Here is a 16,290-nt window from a genome sequence, read left to right as displayed (position 1 = left end):
CGCTGTTTTTTTTCCATTTCTGAAGAGGTGCAGGAGGGTGAAGTGAGTTCGAACCCTTGACTATGAAGCAAAATGTTTTAATCTATGGTAATGATAGCGCTATCGAAATGTCATATTGAGGGAGGCTAACTACGCTGAAATATTCCAATATCTTTCGTAAATTTCTAATCTCTTATGTGGTCATTTTGGTCATACCCAGCATTGGCGGGTACATGTCCTATCTAACCTCAATCTCCGTGACACAGTCCATCTCGATTGAGAATGGAGTCACTCAGCTTCAGAAAAGTCAGGAGATATTGGAGCGCCGTATGGCGGAGGTTGAAGGCTTTACCAGGCAATTGGCGGTCAACCAGGAGCTAAATGTTCTTATGAATGAAAGTGAAAATGAGACGAATGTGTATGGGATTTGGAAAACGATGCGGAATGTTTTGACTTTCGGCCAGACTAATGATTTTTTGCAAAACTATTATATTTACCTCGCTAACTATAATCTTATCCTAACCCCAGGTTCGACCTATCGTCCGGAGCATTACTACTCTAATTTCAACTATAAGGGTCTTTCGTTACAGGATTGGAGAAAAGAAGTGCTTGAGACAACCCACCGCAGCGAGATCAAGCCACTTAGTGATTTTGTCAGCAGGGGGATGCAAACCTCGGTTATTACCTATATGCAGTCACTCCCCTTGGATAGCTTTAATGATTCCTCGCCGGCTGTCGCAGTCGTGATTATTGATGAAAAAAATATTTCCAGCTTGCTCTCAGGCCTGACCGAGCGATACGGGGGCTGGGTGCATATTAGTGACGCTAAAGGGAATACGATTGTTTTGCAAGGAAGCGATGAGCAGAAAATGGCCAAAATGCTCGACGATCCAGCTTTTGATAAGAATAAGGTCAGTCAGTTCTACAAGGATGATCTGGTGGTTACTACCCGTTCCGATTCCAATGGCTGGGTGTATCAGACCGGGATTCCTCAAGATATTTTGATGGAGAATGCTAACAAGATCAAAAGAATCTCCATACAAATTACAGGAGGCACTCTAATTATCGGTTTGATTGCCGGACTGATATTAGCTTACCGTAACAGCGGCCAATCAATCGTATGCTCAGCGTCATGAAGGAGCAATTCGGTAAAGAAGAAGCCTCGGAGAGGAATGAATTTGACTTTTTGAGCGGAAATATTGCCGATATGATTACAAAAAATAAGCTGCTCGAGTCCGAGCTTAACCGCCAGCTTCCTCTGGTCCGAGATGCCTTCCTGAAACGGCTGATTGCCGGTGAATTCAAGACGCGGGATGAAATTATCTCTGCAGCCAAGCAGGCGGATATCAGCATGAATCAGGATACTGGCTACGTAGGAATTGTTCAAATTAACGGTTATGCGGGTATGGACAGTGTTGAAATTCTGAACGAGCTGAGCGCTTCCCGGCTGCTGCTGAAACAGACCTTGGCTGATCTTGGCGTGGATGTCTTGATGACGGATATGGGCTCTGATAAAGTTGTAACGCTGTTCTTTTCTAGGGAAAAAGGAGCTGACAAGGAACAGGAAGCAGCGAATATCACCCAGACGATGGAGGAGCTCGCTCAAAATGTCTTTAATGAGTACCGCATTACCATTCTGGCGGGCTTCGGGGATCTATTCACAGAGGTAACGGAGGTTAGCCTTTCGTATGATCAAGCGAAGCAGGCGCTGGAATATGCAGTTTACATGAATAAGAAAGGAATTATCTGGAGTAGTGAAGCTCAGATCGAGAATACAACTTATTATTATCCGCTGGATTCGGAGCAACGGTTAATCAGCACGATTCGAGCCGGAGAGCTAGAAGAAGCCGAACGGATTGTGCGTGCGATTATCGCCCAGAATATGGAGCAGCGAGAATTATCCATCGAAATGAAGCACCAGCTTGTCGGGGAAATGAAGGGGACTTTTCTCAAGCTATTGGATCAAAAGGCATTTACCGAATATTCAGAGATCGAGAGTGTCAAACGGCGGGTCATAGACATTGGCTCATCAGAGTCGCTTGAGACGATCCAGAACGAATTTTTTGACATTATGGAAGAGCTGTGCGGACTCATTGCGAATAAAAAGAAAGATATTCATATTCAGATCATCAAGCAGATTAAGGACTACACAGCAAAAAACTATTCGGATACGGAATTGACCCTCTACCGGGTGGCGGAACAGGTGGAGCGGCCGGAAAAATACATTTCCCAGCTGTTTAAAGAGGTAACGGGTGTCAACTTCTCCGACCATTTGATAAAAGTCAGAATGGATCAAGCCATTATCCTGCTCAAAGAGAATGGATTAACGGTGGATGAGATTGCCGTGCGGGTGGGCTACAACAGTTCACATTCCTTCAGACGCGCATTTAAAAGGTTGATGGGTGTCTCCCCGAGTACCTATAGACAATCTGTGGATGAATAAAAAAATATGCCATAACATACGGCTGCACTGTCCACTTTGGACGATGCAGTCTTTTTTCTGATTTCAACCCTGCAATTCGGAAAAATGGCTGTTCTACTGCTATTTTGTGCTCCTCAGATAAGGCGATTTGTACGCTGAAGTCCCCAAGTGTACCTTTCTTTTGGAGATAAAAGTCATCTATGATCAATCCGTAGAAAGCGCTATCAAAAATCACAGACATCTGCTTAGGGGGAATTGTTCTGGAGAAAGAAATAGTATTACATCGCAAGTCGTTGCCGAAAAGCAAAGGCCCCGCATTCTTACAAAATGCTCGCAAAAGCATAAAAAAGCACTGGCAGTTACATCTGCTTGTGATTCCGCCTTTGCTGTTTTTTATCATCTTCAAGTATTATCCGATGCTGAACACTGTCCTAGCCTTTAAGGACTATAACGTCATAAAAGGGATATGGGGAAGTCCATGGGTCGGATTTAAAAACTTCCAGCTCTTCTTTGAGAATCCGCAGTTTTGGACGCTGCTCAAGAATACTATTATGCTTAGTGGCTATCAGTTGCTGGCGGGTTTTCCAATCCCGATTATTCTTGCGCTCATGATTAATGAGGTACGGGGAGGAAGGTTTAAGAAATTCGTTCAGCTTGTATCGTTTGCTCCTTATTTCATCTCGACGGTTGTCATGGTGTCAATCGTTATGCTATTTCTGGCCCCACGGCTCGGTTTTGCCAACATTGCACTCAACTTCTTCGGACTGGATTCTATTAACTTCCTAGGTGAACCCGGCATGTTCCGTTCGATTTATGTGTGGTCTGATATTTGGCAGACAGCGGGCTACAGTGCAGTCGTATATTTGGCAGCGCTTGCAGGGATAGATCCAACACTTTATGAAGCTGCCAAAGTTGATGGAGCCTCGCGGTTTCAAAAAATCCGTCACGTCGATTTGCCAGGGATTGTGCCAACTATTGTTATCATTTTGATTCTGAATGTAGGGAATGTAATGGCGATCGGCTTTGAAAAAGTCTACCTGCTACAGAACCCGCTTAACCTCGTTAATTCTGAGATCATTGCCACTTATGTCTACCGGGTCGGTCTGTTGAATGCCAATTACAGCTTTGCAACTGCGGTGGGCCTGTTCAACTCCATCATCAACCTGGTTCTCTTATTTACAGTAAACGGTCTGGCGAAAAGAATCACGAAGAATAGCATCTGGTAGGAAAGGAGCTTATCTATGGCAGCAGCAGTTCAAAAAAAGATTAAAGAATCCGTCGGCGACAAAGCGTTCCTGATCACAATCTATATTGTGCTCACTCTTGTGGTAATCGCTGTACTTTATCCGCTTATTTTTATCATCAGCAGCTCAATCAGTAGTCCGGCAGCCGTGACCTCTGGTCGTGTCTGGCTCTGGCCTGTGGATATATCTTTCAAAGGTTTTAAAGTATTGCTGAATACGCCTGAGATTATCACTGGTTATGGAAACTCAATTTTCTACACCGCAGCGGGAACGCTGATTAGTATAACTTTAACGGTTATGATTGCTTATCCACTGTCTCGAAAAGGTTTTTTCGGACGAAATACACTGATGATGATCATTACCTTCACCATGATCTTCAGTGGGGGGCTAATTCCCACCTATTTGGTTGTGAAGGAGATGCATCTGATCGACACTCGCTGGGCGCTGTTGATTCCGAACGCCATTTGGGTCTGGCAGGTCATTATTGCCCGCTCCTTCTTTCAATCCTCGATTCCGGAGGAGCTTTTGGAAGCTAGTGAAATCGACGGCTGTAGTGATATGAGATTCATCTGGAGCGTGGTACTCCCGTTATCCAAACCGATTCTCGCAGTGTTGGTGCTTATGTACGCGGTAGGTCAATGGAATGCCTATTTCGATGCGTTGATTTATCTGAAATCAGCAGATTTGTTCCCCTTACAGCTTGTCCTGCGAAGCATCATCATTCAGAACAACAGCGCTGGTGGGGCTATGGACGTGGGGAAACTGGTCGAGAAACAACAGCTTTCCGAGCTGCTGAAGTATTCCTTAATTGTGATTGCCACCTTGCCGGTACTTGTTATCTATCCTTTCGTACAGCGTTATTTTGTACAGGGGATGCTTGTTGGTTCCGTCAAGGGTTGATCTTAGGAATCTCTTTTTTTGGAAAGGAGGTATGCCCGGAGTACACACTTAAGGTATCATCGTATCACCTGCTAAATTACAAAAGGGAGTGATAATATTTGAAGAAGCAAAGCTTGATAACTTTACTAATTCTGGTCATGGCATTTACGGTTGTAATTAGCGGATGTGCAAATAAAAATACAGGTAACGCATCCAGCACGCAGCAGGGCTCTGGTTCGGGTTCGTCTGGCAAGCCGGTTGAGATCAGCGTGTTCTCAGTTCAGGAATCCGGCATCGACCTTTCGACCAATAAATTCACAAAACATGTAGAAGAGAAATTTAATTTCAAATTCAACTGGCAGATCAATCCATCGGATGGTGCTCAGGAAAAACGCCAGATCTCACTGGCGAGTGGCGACTATCCAGATGCCTACCTGCTTACTCACTATATTGATCAATTCTCACAGGCCGATCTACTGAAATACGGCAAGCAAGGTGTACTCATTCCGCTAAATGATCTGATTGATAAATATGCTCCTAATATTAAAGCAGCCATGGAAAAGAACTCTGACCTAAGAACGTTTAATACTGCACCTGATGGCAACATTTACGGACTTGTAGCTTATACAGAATGTTTCCACTGTTCCTATCCTAGCAAAATGTGGCTGAATACTGAGTGGATGAAAAAGCTTAACTTGGAGATGCCGAAGACCACTGAGGAATTTAAAAATGTACTGAAAGCCTTTAAAACGCAAGACCCGAACGGCAACGGCAAAGCGGATGAAGTGCCGCTAAGCGGTTCCATCGAGGAGTTCGGCGTACGGATCGTTCCTTTTTTGATGAACGCATTTGTTTATGATGATGATCGTAATTACCTGAACATGAAGGATGGAAAGGTGCAATCTGCTGCCATTACTCCGGAGTGGAAAGAAGGATTGACCTATATTAAATCCCTGTTTGACGAAGGGTTAATTGATCCGGGTGCCTTTACACAAAACGCGGAAGCTTTTAAGAAAATCGGTGAAAATGCTGATGCAGAAATTCTAGGTGTCGGTGCAGGTATGCACCCAGCGATCTTCGTAAACATCGACCCGGGGAATACCCGCTCAGCACATTACAACCCGCTTCCTCCGATTTCGGGACCTTCAGGAATTTCTTATGCGACTCATGATGGAGGCGGCGTAGTCCCGGGTGCAAAATTCGTGATCACAAACAAAGCAAGTGAAGAAGCGCAAATTACACTGATCAAGATGGTGGATTATATGTTCACACCAGAAGGCCAAACGAATGGCGCAGCTGGCCTGAAGGGAACCGATTGGACCGATCCGGTTGAAGGCGATGTGGCGTTGGGTAAAGATGTTAAACCGATGATCAAATTAATTCCAGGTGAAGAAGGCGCAGCACCACGTAATGCGGGCTGGAGTGGTATGGCTCACTTCTATGAGCCTAAAGAATACCGTGATACTTACGTTCAAGGTACCGACATCTTTGCTTCTGATGGTTACGAACGTAGATTGTATGATGCGACTCTGCTATACGAAGGTCATGAACCTAAAGAGTTGTTCCCTATCTGGTCGATCTGGATTGATCCAAGTGAGATTGATGAAGCCAGCTTGCTGCAGACAAATTTGAAAAATTACATCGAACAAAATGAGCTGCAATTCATCACAGGCAACAAGGATCTGAACAAGGACTGGGACGCTTATGTAAAGGGATTGCAGAACTTGAAGCTTGACCGTTATCTCGAAATTTTACAAAAGGCTTATGATACTTCAAAAAAATAAGTATTGAAATCAGAATCAGGTGCTGTATGATAGACCCCGCACCTGATTTCTTGATTTCAAGGAGAAAATATGGTTTTTTATGGATGGAGGTTGAGTTATGACAGACGAGAAACATTGCAATCATTCATTTGTAGTTCCGCGCCGTGGACTACCTCAAATTAACGGCAGGCTTACGGAAAAAGGGACTGTGACCGTTGCCTTTTTAGGCGGCTCAATTACGGAGGGGGCAGGTGCTTCCGAAGCAGACACATATAGCTGGAGAGCGCTCATCGGTAAGTATCTTCAGGAACGGTTTGCGGATCAGGAGTTCCGCTTCATCAACGCAGGAGTGGGAGGAACGAACTCAACTTTAGGTGCTCATCGATTACAGGAGCATGTCCTGCAGCAGGGCACAATTGATTTGTTATTCGTTGAATTTAGCGTCAATGACGGCAGTGACCGGGAAGAATCCATTAGAGGGATGGAGGGCATTGTCCGCCAATGCAGACGGTTGTCACCGGGCACTGATATTTGCTTTTTGTATACGGCAGCAGAGAAGAATCTCTCCGGGAGCAATCCCTTTAATATCGCTGTCCATGAAGAAGTAGCTGAGCATTATAAGCTTCCCTCTGTTAATTTTGCAGCTAGAGTCTATGCGCAGCTAGAGGCGGGACAAATGGAGTGGACTAAGCTGGCACCGGATGGATATCATCCCAATGATGACGGTCATGCGCTGTATGCTTCTTTTTTGCGAGAGTATCTGGAGACAGCGCTTGTTCCTGGCAAGACGAATTTGAGCAGCGAAAGCTCTTTAGATATTCCACCCTTAGCGGAGCAAAATTATGAATATGGCAGTCTGCTTGATTTCCGCGCGGCTGATCATGTGAACGGTTACGAACTTCGCGAACTGTCTGCAGGAGATCCGCTGATGAACTGGCGTTTTGGAACAGAGCATCTGTATACCCATAGCAAGGAGGCTATGTTTTCTTTTACCGTAACCGGGCAAAGCGCAGGCTTGATGCTGCTCTACGGACCGGACAGCGGGATTTTTGAATATTCGCTTAATGACAGTTCTTATAAAGCTGTGAACTTATTCGATGAATGGTGTCCGCTTGCCTTTCGGCCTATTATCGCCATGTTTCCGATCCGGGAACAACGTCAAGAACTGCGGGTTACAGTACGCATTACGGGGCTGAAGGACGAACAGAGTAAAGGTACCAGCCTGCGTATTCTGAAACTGCTGCACAATTGATTATTTTAAGTGGAGATATTATACTGCCAAATATTAAGCGTTTACAAAAAAAGAAAGGCGGTGCCGATGATCACTTCTGCCGAGAACAATGCCTTAACTACTCCTACTGTAATCCGCCTGACGGATTATGGAGTACTGCCGGATTCTGGTTTAGACGCGCAGCCAGCCATGGTTCGGGCTATTCAGGCTGTCGCTGAAATTCCCGGCCCGGGACTACTGGATTGCCGAAGGGCTGCTATCATTTCTATCCGGACGAGGCCATCCGGAAACCTTATTTTATCTCGAATACTGCCAGCGAGGAAGAGAACCGGGATGTCACTAATCCAAGTTTGAGAGTATTGATGCGTTGGCCCTTAGTAACAAGAGCACCTGCGGACTGGTCTTTAAGTGCAATGGAATTCCGGCAGGCAGTGGTGAGGCTTGATGATGCGATTGAATTAAATGCCTGCAGTGAGGTTGAAATTGCTGATAATTTATTAAATGACAGATGGTGAGGAGAGCGCGTATGAAACTTCAATATGACAAGCCAGCATATGTATGGACGGAAGGACTTCCAATTGGGAATGGACGTCTGGGCGGTATGATCTTCGGTGGTGTGGAACAGGAGAAAATTAGTCTGAACGAGGATACGCTTTGGTCAGGATACCCAAAAGAGGGTAACAATCCCGGTGCTAAAAACGTTCTGCCAAAGGTGCGACAGCTGATTCAAGAAGGCCGCTATGTTGAGGCGGACACGCTGACCAGAGAAATGATGGGGCCGTATACTCAATCTTATTTACCTTTTGGTGATCTATTGCTTCGTTTTGAGCATGGCAACGTCTATCATTCTTATCAGCGTACACTGGATGTGGAAAATGCGCTGCATCGCATTGAATATCAGATTGGCAATGTTACTTATACCCGTGAGATGTTCGCTTCTCATCCTGATCAGTTGCTTGTACTTCGTTTGACCGCAAGTGTGCCAGGCGCATTGAATGTGCATGCTACGCTGGAAAGTCCGCTCCGGCACAACCTTTATTCGCAAGGTGAGAGCTATGTTCTATCGGGAACGGCACCGGAGCATGTAGATCCAAGCTATTTCGGGAGCGACAATCCCATCCGATACGGTGAATCAGGCAGCAGCAAGGGAATGGCTTTCGAAGGACAACTCTCCGTGACGGCGGATGACGGCCAAGTAACGGTTGATGGCAGTGGGATTCATTTGCTGGGTGCGACAGCGGCAACCTTTTATTTCAGTGCGGCTACAGGCTTTAACGGGTATGACCTAATCCCGGGAGTTCAAGGAAAAGATGCCTCCACCATTGCAGCTTCTTTCTTGGCAGATGCTCAAGGCAAGTCTTATACCAGCCTGCTTCAAGCGCATATCACCGATTACCGGGTACTTTTCGATCGGGTGAAGCTTCGGCTGGGCAAGCCGCTGGCGCCGGAAGGAATGTCAACCGAGCAGCGGATTACGACTTACTCCGCGCAAGATCCGGGTCTAGTTGAGCTGCTGTTCCATTTCGGACGTTATTTGCTGATCGCAAGCTCGCGCCCCGGAACGCAGGCTGCCAATCTTCAGGGAATATGGAATGCCTCTACTCGTCCGCCTTGGAGCAGTAACTATACACTGAATATCAATACAGAAATGAACTATTGGCCCGCTGAGATTTGCAATCTGGCAGAATGTCATGAGCCACTTTTGGATTTCGTCGGCAATCTGGCGAAGAGAGGGGCGGATACCGCTCGGACCAACTATGGCACCCGGGGCTGGGTAGCTCATCATAACTCGGATCTTTGGGCACACACTGCACCGGTAGGTGATTATGGCGATGGAGATCCAAGCTGGGCTTATTGGCCAATGGGGGGTATCTGGCTGACTCAGCATCTTTGGGAACATTATGCTTTTGGCGGAGACACTGAATACTTGCGGGCTTCGGCTTATCCTGTCATGAAAGAGGCGGCTCTGTTCGCATTGGATTGGCTAATTGACGATGGCAAAGGCAATCTTGTGACCTCCCCGTCCACTTCACCAGAGCATAAATTCCGGATAGCGGAAGGTGTGGCTGCGGTCAGCCCGGGTGCCACAATGGATATATCGCTGATCTGGGAGTTGTTCACGAACTGTATCGAGGCATCTGTGATTCTTGGAACGGATGAAGCTTTGCGTGAAGAGCTGAAAAGTACCCGTGAGCGTCTATTGCCACTACAGGTTGGCAAGTACGGGCAACTGCAGGAATGGTCCTCTGATTTTGAGGATGAGGACATGTACCACAGACATACCTCGCATCTGGTTGGTATTTATCCGGGCCGCCAGTTGTCAGAAGAAGAGACCCCTGAGCTATTTGCTGCGGCAAGAACCTCGCTGGAGCGGCGCGGGGATGAAAGCACAGGCTGGAGTCTGGGCTGGAGAGTCGCTTTATGGAGCCGCTTCCGGGATGGAAACCGTTCCCTGCGTCTGCTCTCCAACATGCTGCGGCTGGTGAAGGACGGGGAGTCGGAGCAGTATAATCACGGCGGAGTTTATGCCAATCTGCTCGGCGCGCATCCGCCGTTCCAGATTGATGGCAACTTCGCAGCCTCCGCCGGGATTGCCGAAATGCTGCTGCAATCTCACCGCGGCTATCTCGAACTACTGCCTGCATTGCCAAATGAATGGCAGGAGGGAAGCGTTGCAGGTTTACGTGCCCGCGGTGGCTTTGAAGTCAGCATTCAGTGGGACAACGGCAAGCTAGTGGAAGCGCAGATCACTTCCCTGCTGGGCACAGAATGTGTGATCCGCATGGATACTCCACTTAAGGTAACCTGTGGCAGCCACGATTTACAGTGTGAACATTCTGCCGAAGGAAGGGTAAGCTTCGCTACAACCGCGGGACAATCCTACAAGCTTATCATTGGTGATCAGCAATAATCTGTTTTATAAGCGTATGAACAGCAGTAGGACCTGAACGTCTGGTCCTGCTGCTGTTTTTTGTATTGCTGCATGAATCTTCAGGACCAGCAGTGTTTAGGTAAGATGTGTTAGATCGCGGTATGGATCGGAAGATCGTTGTATAGAAAACGCTTTATCCGCTCTTTATAATGAGGTCATACTTGGGGGATACAGCTACTGAGACTACCGCCTTCAAGGTCCAAAATGCAGCAACAAGGAGGCAAATTATGCTAACTGACAGTAATACAACCGTAAACGTGAATACAGACACAACGTCTCTTATCCGTGTAACCAATGGCCTGGTGAATCTGGAGATTGATCTCGGAACAGGTGAGTCATCCGTTGTCGGCGGGACTTTTGCACATGTAAAGGGGATTCGCAGCGCCTTTCGCTGGCAGGGCCGGGAATATAATACTGAGCACTATCAGAGCCACGTGCTGAAGTTGCAGGAAGAGGTTGTTCGTGAAGGTTTTGGCAAAGGTGTTCATCTAGTGATTGTGCATGAAACATCCCTGCTGCCACAGCTGGAGCAGCATTTTTATATTTATGAGTCGTCCTCATATGTGCTGATGCAAAGTGCGATCGCAAGCGATGAGGATATCAAAGCGAACCGCATGGCGGTCATTCAGAGCAAATCGGTATCACTCGGCGGCGAGTCAGGTCAACCGGATGAACCAAGCATCCTGCGTGTGCCTTACGACAACGATAAATGGGTCAGATATACAGTGGTGAAGCCACCTATGGATACAGAGAGCTACGAGGTAACAGCAGTGTTCGCGCCGGATAGCCGGCGAGGGATTATCATGGGTTCCATAACTCATAAGGTGTGGAAAACGGGTATCCGTATCAAAAGCGAGCGAAGCGGCCAGATCGAGGAGCTGGATCTTTACGGTGGGGCTGTGAGTGAATTAACCCGCGACTTTCAGCCGCACGGTTATGTAAAAGGCAAAAGAGTGGAGTCACCGCTCGTATTCGTAGGTTTTTATGACGATTACAGAGAAGGTCTTGAAGCTTACGGCCGGGCCAATACATGGATTGAAGCTCCGCTGGCTTGGGAGGGTGGCGTTCCTGTTGGCTGGAATAGCTGGTCTGCCGCAATGGCTGAACTCGATTATGATTTGTATACGTCGACCAGTGAGTTTTTGAAAAAAGAAGTGCAGCCGTTAGGATTCCAGAATGAGGATACGCTGTACATCAACTTTGACGCTTTTTGGGATAATTTCACAGCAGAAGAGATGAAAAATGCACTTGAGCTAGTGCGGAAGAATGGTCATAGACCGGGAACCTACTGGACCCCTTTCGCTTTCTGGGGAAGTCCTTCTCAGTTCGGAGATGTCGTGGAGGGTACGAACGGTAAATACACCTATGGCGATATCCTGCTTCGGGACAGCGAAGGAGAGATTCTGCCGGATGTTGATGGAGGGCTAGCCATTGACCCCACACATCCGGGGAACCTGCAAAGAATGGATTGGTATACAAATAAATTCATCTCGGAAGGATTCGAGTATATCAAGCTGGATTTCTTAGCACATGGCGCACTGGAAGGGCAGCATCACAATCCGGAGATTACGACGGGCATTGCGGCGTATCACTACGGTATGTCCTACTTGCAGAACAAGCTGTCTCTAGAGGTAATTGGTCGACCGTTCTTTATTAATCTGTCCATCGCACCGTTGTTCCCTTATGCATTTGCACATAGCCGGCGTGTCTCTTGTGATGTTTTTGGCACGCTGCAGGATACAGAATACATGCTCAACTCTTTAACCCATGGCTGGTGGATGAGCGATTCATTGTACCGTTACAATGATCCTGACCATTCCGTACTGTACAAGAGCCATAACCAGGAAGCCACGGGCTGGCATGAAGGTCGCAGCCGGCTAACCGCTTCGGTGATCGCGGGAACGGTGCTGCTGCTAGGGGATGACTTCCGAAAAGAGGAAGCCGCCGCCCGGGCCAAAGCTTGGCTGAGCAATAAGGACATTATGGATGTTGCTCGTCTTGGCAAAACCTTCAGACCGATAGAAGGGGACCTCGGCAAGCAATCCTGTGATACTTTTGTGCTCGAATCTGCAGAAGAAAATGCTTTTTATATAGCCGTCTTCAATTACGATGCCGTGAAATCCACTCCTAGATCTATCTCATTAGAACGTGCAGGGCTGAATGCTCAAGGTGCTTACCAGCTGCTGGACCTATGGGAAGGTGTAAAAGGGGAAACCTCAGGAGAGCTGGAAGTTACGCTTGAACCCGCAGAATCTAAAATCTTCAAATTGACAGCAAAATAAAAAAGAATACGCGCCCTCTGCTTCTTGCGGATAGCGCGTATTTTTTTTATAACCTATATTTGTATTCGGCTTAGCGGATTAAGGCGGTATTGTGTGGGATTTATGCCGTAACAGGCACTGAAATGTCTGGAAAAGGGATGGATCGAAGGATAGCCTAATTTCTCAGCAATGGCAGTAACACTTAGCTCGCTCTCCAGAAGCAGACCTGCCGCCCGTCGCATAACGAGATTATGATGATAAGCGCGCGGCGTCATCCCGGTTTCTCGCAGAAACAGCTCATGAAAATAGGTTCGCTTGAGTCCGCAGAGATGTGCCCAGTCTTCGATAGATTTACCACGTTCGGGATGAGTGTTCAAATACTCCAACAGGCGGACAATCCGATAATCGCTTGGCTGATGCTGATGGAGGGCATTATACCAGCTTAATATCCAACCGTATAACAAGCTATGGACCGCTTCATTCCGGTAGAATATCGCTTCATTGTATATTTTGGCAATCATCACAAGACTATCGTATAGCTGTGGATATTTAGCTAGCGGGAAGACGCAAGGCAATTCGTTCAGCTCGGCGCAGGGGACTTCGGTGGCCTTTTTCTCAAGCCTTAAGGGTTCAGGCGCATGGATAAAAGAAAGATTAGTAGACATAGGCGACTGCTTGTCCCACAAATCAAAATAGACATTGTAGGACGAGAGTGGATGAGAAGGGGAAATATGAAAGGCATGTGGCTGGCCGGGACGGAGAAACACCAGTGTTCTACGCTCAATCGGATAACGAATTCCGTCGATTTCCATCTCACCGGGGCCATCGGTAAATAGATGAAAAGCGTAGGCATTGCCGACGCGCAGATGCTCATTGCTACTGCCGTCGTACAGATAAGGCATGATTGCTCCAACATACGGTGTGATTTCAGATAGTTTGTTCATACTATACCCCTTTTCTAGCAGCATTTCTTAATTCTGGCCTGTAGTTAAATGTTTGGGATAACGGATAAATTGTCAAATGAATGAACGAGTCAACAAAGACTATTAATACCGACAATGTTACGATAAATGCGATAAATAGACAATGCTAATAAAGAAATAAGCGAATTAATTAACAACACTTTGAGGTCTATTACAGACAGGAGACGATCTAATGAGCGGTTTTAAATTGTGGTATTCAACCCCTGCAACAAGCTGGTCGCAAGGTTTGCCATTGGGCAACGGAAGAATAGGTGCTGTTATAATGGCGGCGCCGCATCGTGAGGTTTGGAGCATGAGCGAGGTGACCTATTGGTCTGGGCAAAAGGATCCCGACCCTGCTCCTGCCGGAGGTAGAACTGCGCTTGAAGAGGCGCGAAGTCACTTTTTTGCCGGCGATTATGACAGCGGTGATCGTTTAGCCAAACAGTATTTACAGCCTAAAAAACAAAATTTCGGTACGAACCTGGGATTATGCGAGGTTGTTATTGATTTTGCCCAGGATGCGGATGTTAAATCAGGCGGTGTGTTTCGGCGGGAGCTGGAATTGACAAGTGCAGTGGCTGGGGCGGTCTATGAGAGCGGCGAAACAACCATCCATCGAGAGGTCTTCGCTTCACATGCCGATGATCTGTTAGTTTCAAGAATTTGGAGCGATAAGCCTGGAGGTGTATCCTTTACGCTTGCCATCGAAGGTGGGACAGAATCGTTTACGACTGAGGTTGTGGATGGCGACACCATTGAATTCAAGGGGCAAGCTACAGAAAAGGTGCATAGTAATGGTAAATGCGGGGTATGGGCAAAAGGGCAGCTCAAAGTAAGTCTATCCGGCGGTACGATCTACAGGGGGGATGGCCGATTAAGAGTTTCCGGAGCTAATGAGGCCCGGATTTATTTTGGGGTCAGTACCGATTATCGCCGGAGCAACCAGGATTGGGAGACGGAGAGCTACAGCAACCTACGGCAGGCTTTAACCAAAGGTTATGCACAGTTAAAAGAAGATCATATTCAAGATTACCGTCAGGAATATGAAAAGGTGGATATTCAATTGGGAAGCTCCGGGAAAGAAAGTCTGCCTACCGATCAGCGGATTAGGTTGCTGGCACAGGATCAGGTGGAGGACCCTCATTTGTTCGCATTGTTCCTCCAGTATGGCCGCTACCTGACCATTGCCGGATCACGGGAAGATTCACCTCTTCCACTGCACTTGCAGGGAATCTGGAATGACGGTGAGGCTTGTCGTATGGGCTGGAGCTGCGACTATCATCTCGATATTAATACACAGATGAATTATTATCCGACAGAAGTCGTGAACCTTGGGGACAGCCACCTTCCATTGATGCGATATATTGAAGATTTATCTCAGGCGGGAAGATCAACTGCACGCGATTTATATGGCAGCAAAGGATGGGTGGCGCATGTATTCTCTAACGTCTGGGGTTTTACAGCTCCGGGCTGGGAAACCTCATGGGGGCTCAATGTCACAGGCGGATTATGGATTGCAACCCATTTGATGGAGCATTATGAATATAGTCAGGATCGTGTATTTCTAGAGCGCCAGGCATATCCTGTTCTAAAAGAAGCCGCAGAATTCTTCCTCGACTATATGACGATTCATCCGAAATATGGCTGGCTGGTGACGGGGCCTTCGAACTCGCCAGAGAACAGCTTCTATCCCGCAGATAGCAGCGAGGGTGCACAGCAGCTGTCTATGGGCTCGACCATGGATCAAGTGCTCGTGCAGGATCTTTTCGAGTTCTGCCTGAAGTCTGCGGTGTTACTTGATACAGATGTTGAGCTTCAGCTGAAGCTAGAGGAAGCTATCGCTAAGTTACCCCCGCTACAGATTGGCAAAAGAGGTCAGCTGCAGGAGTGGCTTGAAGATTATGAGGAAGCACAACCTGAGCATCGACACTTGGCTCATTTGTTCGCTTTGTATCCAAGCAACCAGATTACACCGGACAGAACACCGGAGTTAAGTGCGGCAGCAAGGGTAACGCTGGAGAACCGGATGGCTCAGGAAGAACTGGAGGATGTAGAATTCACCGCCGCCTTATTCGGCCTTAGTTTTGCCAGACTATATGACGGGGAGAAGGCGTATAAGCATATCTCTCATTTGATTAGCGGATTGTGCTTCGATAATCTGTTCAGTTTCTCCAAATCAGGGATTGGTGGGGCAGAGTGCAATATCTTTGTCGTGGATGGCAACTTTGGCGGGACGGCTACCATTGCAGAGATGCTGCTGCAAAGCCACGCGGATGAAATTCATCTGTTGCCAGCGCTCCCGCAAGCCTGGAATACAGGATCGGTGTCTGGATTACGAGCCAAAGGAAAGGTAGAGGTAGACATAGTTTGGGAGAAGGGGCAGTTGACGGAAGCTACGCTTCGCACCTACTCACCGGGAACGGTGACCCTTCGATGGGGAGATCAGAGAAATACCTTCCAAGCAGAAACAGGAGGAAGCTACTATTTCAACAGCCAATTGGAGCTGTTATAATAATTCGGCGGGGGCGATGAGCCTCCGTTTTCATTATGCGTCCGAATAATGATGAGTACGTATCAAAGGGCTATCTGGTCTGCTTAGGACCCGATAGCCTTT

12 protein-coding genes are annotated in these 16,290 nt (G+C 47.3%); 11 read left to right on the top strand and 1 reads right to left on the bottom strand.

From position 1 onward, the window contains the following. Positions 1-212 precede the first annotated feature (212 nt). The 10 genes from PODO_RS32005 to PODO_RS21965 all read left to right on the top strand — a co-directional run bounded on the left by PODO_RS32005 (position 213) and on the right by PODO_RS21965 (position 12,732). Positions 213-1,115, top strand: coding sequence for a cache domain-containing protein (locus PODO_RS32005; protein WP_244886374.1), 903 nt, complete (start codon positions 213-215; stop codon positions 1,113-1,115). Beyond that, positions 1,112-2,422 carry a helix-turn-helix domain-containing protein gene (locus tag PODO_RS32000; RefSeq protein ID WP_244886373.1) on the top strand — a complete coding sequence of 437 codons (1,311 nt, stop codon included), beginning with the start codon at positions 1,112-1,114 and terminating at the stop codon, positions 2,420-2,422. The genes PODO_RS32005 and PODO_RS32000 overlap by 4 nt, the downstream gene beginning before the upstream one ends. 350 nt (positions 2,423-2,772) lie before the next feature. Further along, the gene (locus tag PODO_RS21995; protein WP_038574727.1) at positions 2,773-3,627 is read left to right on the top strand and encodes an ABC transporter permease; all 855 of its coding nucleotides are present in this window, start codon (positions 2,773-2,775) and stop codon (positions 3,625-3,627) included. 15 nt (positions 3,628-3,642) lie between these two features. Continuing rightward, positions 3,643-4,545, top strand: a complete 903-nt coding sequence (locus PODO_RS21990; protein WP_036683268.1) for a carbohydrate ABC transporter permease — start codon at positions 3,643-3,645, stop codon at positions 4,543-4,545. Positions 4,546-4,682: 137 nt separating this feature from the next. Further along, positions 4,683-6,308 carry an extracellular solute-binding protein gene (locus tag PODO_RS21985; RefSeq protein WP_052097525.1) on the top strand — a complete coding sequence of 542 codons (1,626 nt, stop codon included), beginning with the start codon at positions 4,683-4,685 and terminating at the stop codon, positions 6,306-6,308. 97 nt (positions 6,309-6,405) lie between these two features. Beyond that, positions 6,406-7,539 carry an SGNH/GDSL hydrolase family protein gene (locus PODO_RS21980; RefSeq protein ID WP_038572714.1) on the top strand — a complete coding sequence of 378 codons (1,134 nt, stop codon included), beginning with the start codon at positions 6,406-6,408 and terminating at the stop codon, positions 7,537-7,539. Between the two features lie 66 nt (positions 7,540-7,605). Then, positions 7,606-7,872, top strand: coding sequence for a hypothetical protein (locus PODO_RS31255; protein ID WP_036683261.1), 267 nt, complete (start codon positions 7,606-7,608; stop codon positions 7,870-7,872). Between the two features lie 8 nt (positions 7,873-7,880). After that, complete coding sequence (locus tag PODO_RS31250; protein WP_218918657.1) at positions 7,881-8,033, top strand: hypothetical protein; 153 nt, start codon at positions 7,881-7,883, stop codon at positions 8,031-8,033. Between the two features lie 11 nt (positions 8,034-8,044). Then, positions 8,045-10,429: a glycoside hydrolase family 95 protein gene (locus PODO_RS21970; protein ID WP_038572710.1), complete on the top strand. Its 2,385-nt coding sequence runs from the start codon at positions 8,045-8,047 to the stop codon at positions 10,427-10,429. 248 nt (positions 10,430-10,677) lie between these two features. Next, on the top strand, positions 10,678-12,732 hold the full coding sequence (locus tag PODO_RS21965; protein WP_038572708.1) for an alpha-galactosidase: 2,055 nt from the start codon (positions 10,678-10,680) through the stop codon (positions 12,730-12,732). A gap of 53 nt (positions 12,733-12,785) precedes the next feature. On the opposite strand, the gene PODO_RS21960 is transcribed toward PODO_RS21965, so the two are convergent. Further along, positions 12,786-13,655 (bottom strand): helix-turn-helix transcriptional regulator, encoded by an 870-nt coding sequence (locus PODO_RS21960; RefSeq protein WP_038572706.1) that lies wholly within the window; start codon positions 13,653-13,655, stop codon positions 12,786-12,788. Positions 13,656-13,866: 211 nt separating this feature from the next. Here PODO_RS21960 and PODO_RS21955 point away from each other — a divergent pair, with 211 nt between their 5' ends. After that, a complete protein-coding gene (locus PODO_RS21955; protein ID WP_038572704.1) occupies positions 13,867-16,188 on the top strand; it encodes a glycoside hydrolase family 95 protein in 2,322 nt (773 codons plus the stop codon). The last annotated feature ends 102 nt before the right edge of the window (positions 16,189-16,290 follow it).

The organism is Paenibacillus odorifer (assembly GCF_000758725.1).
GTDB classification, from domain to species: domain Bacteria; phylum Bacillota; class Bacilli; order Paenibacillales; family Paenibacillaceae; genus Paenibacillus_AQ; species Paenibacillus_AQ odorifer.
This window is presented reverse-complemented; position numbering and strand designations above follow the sequence as displayed.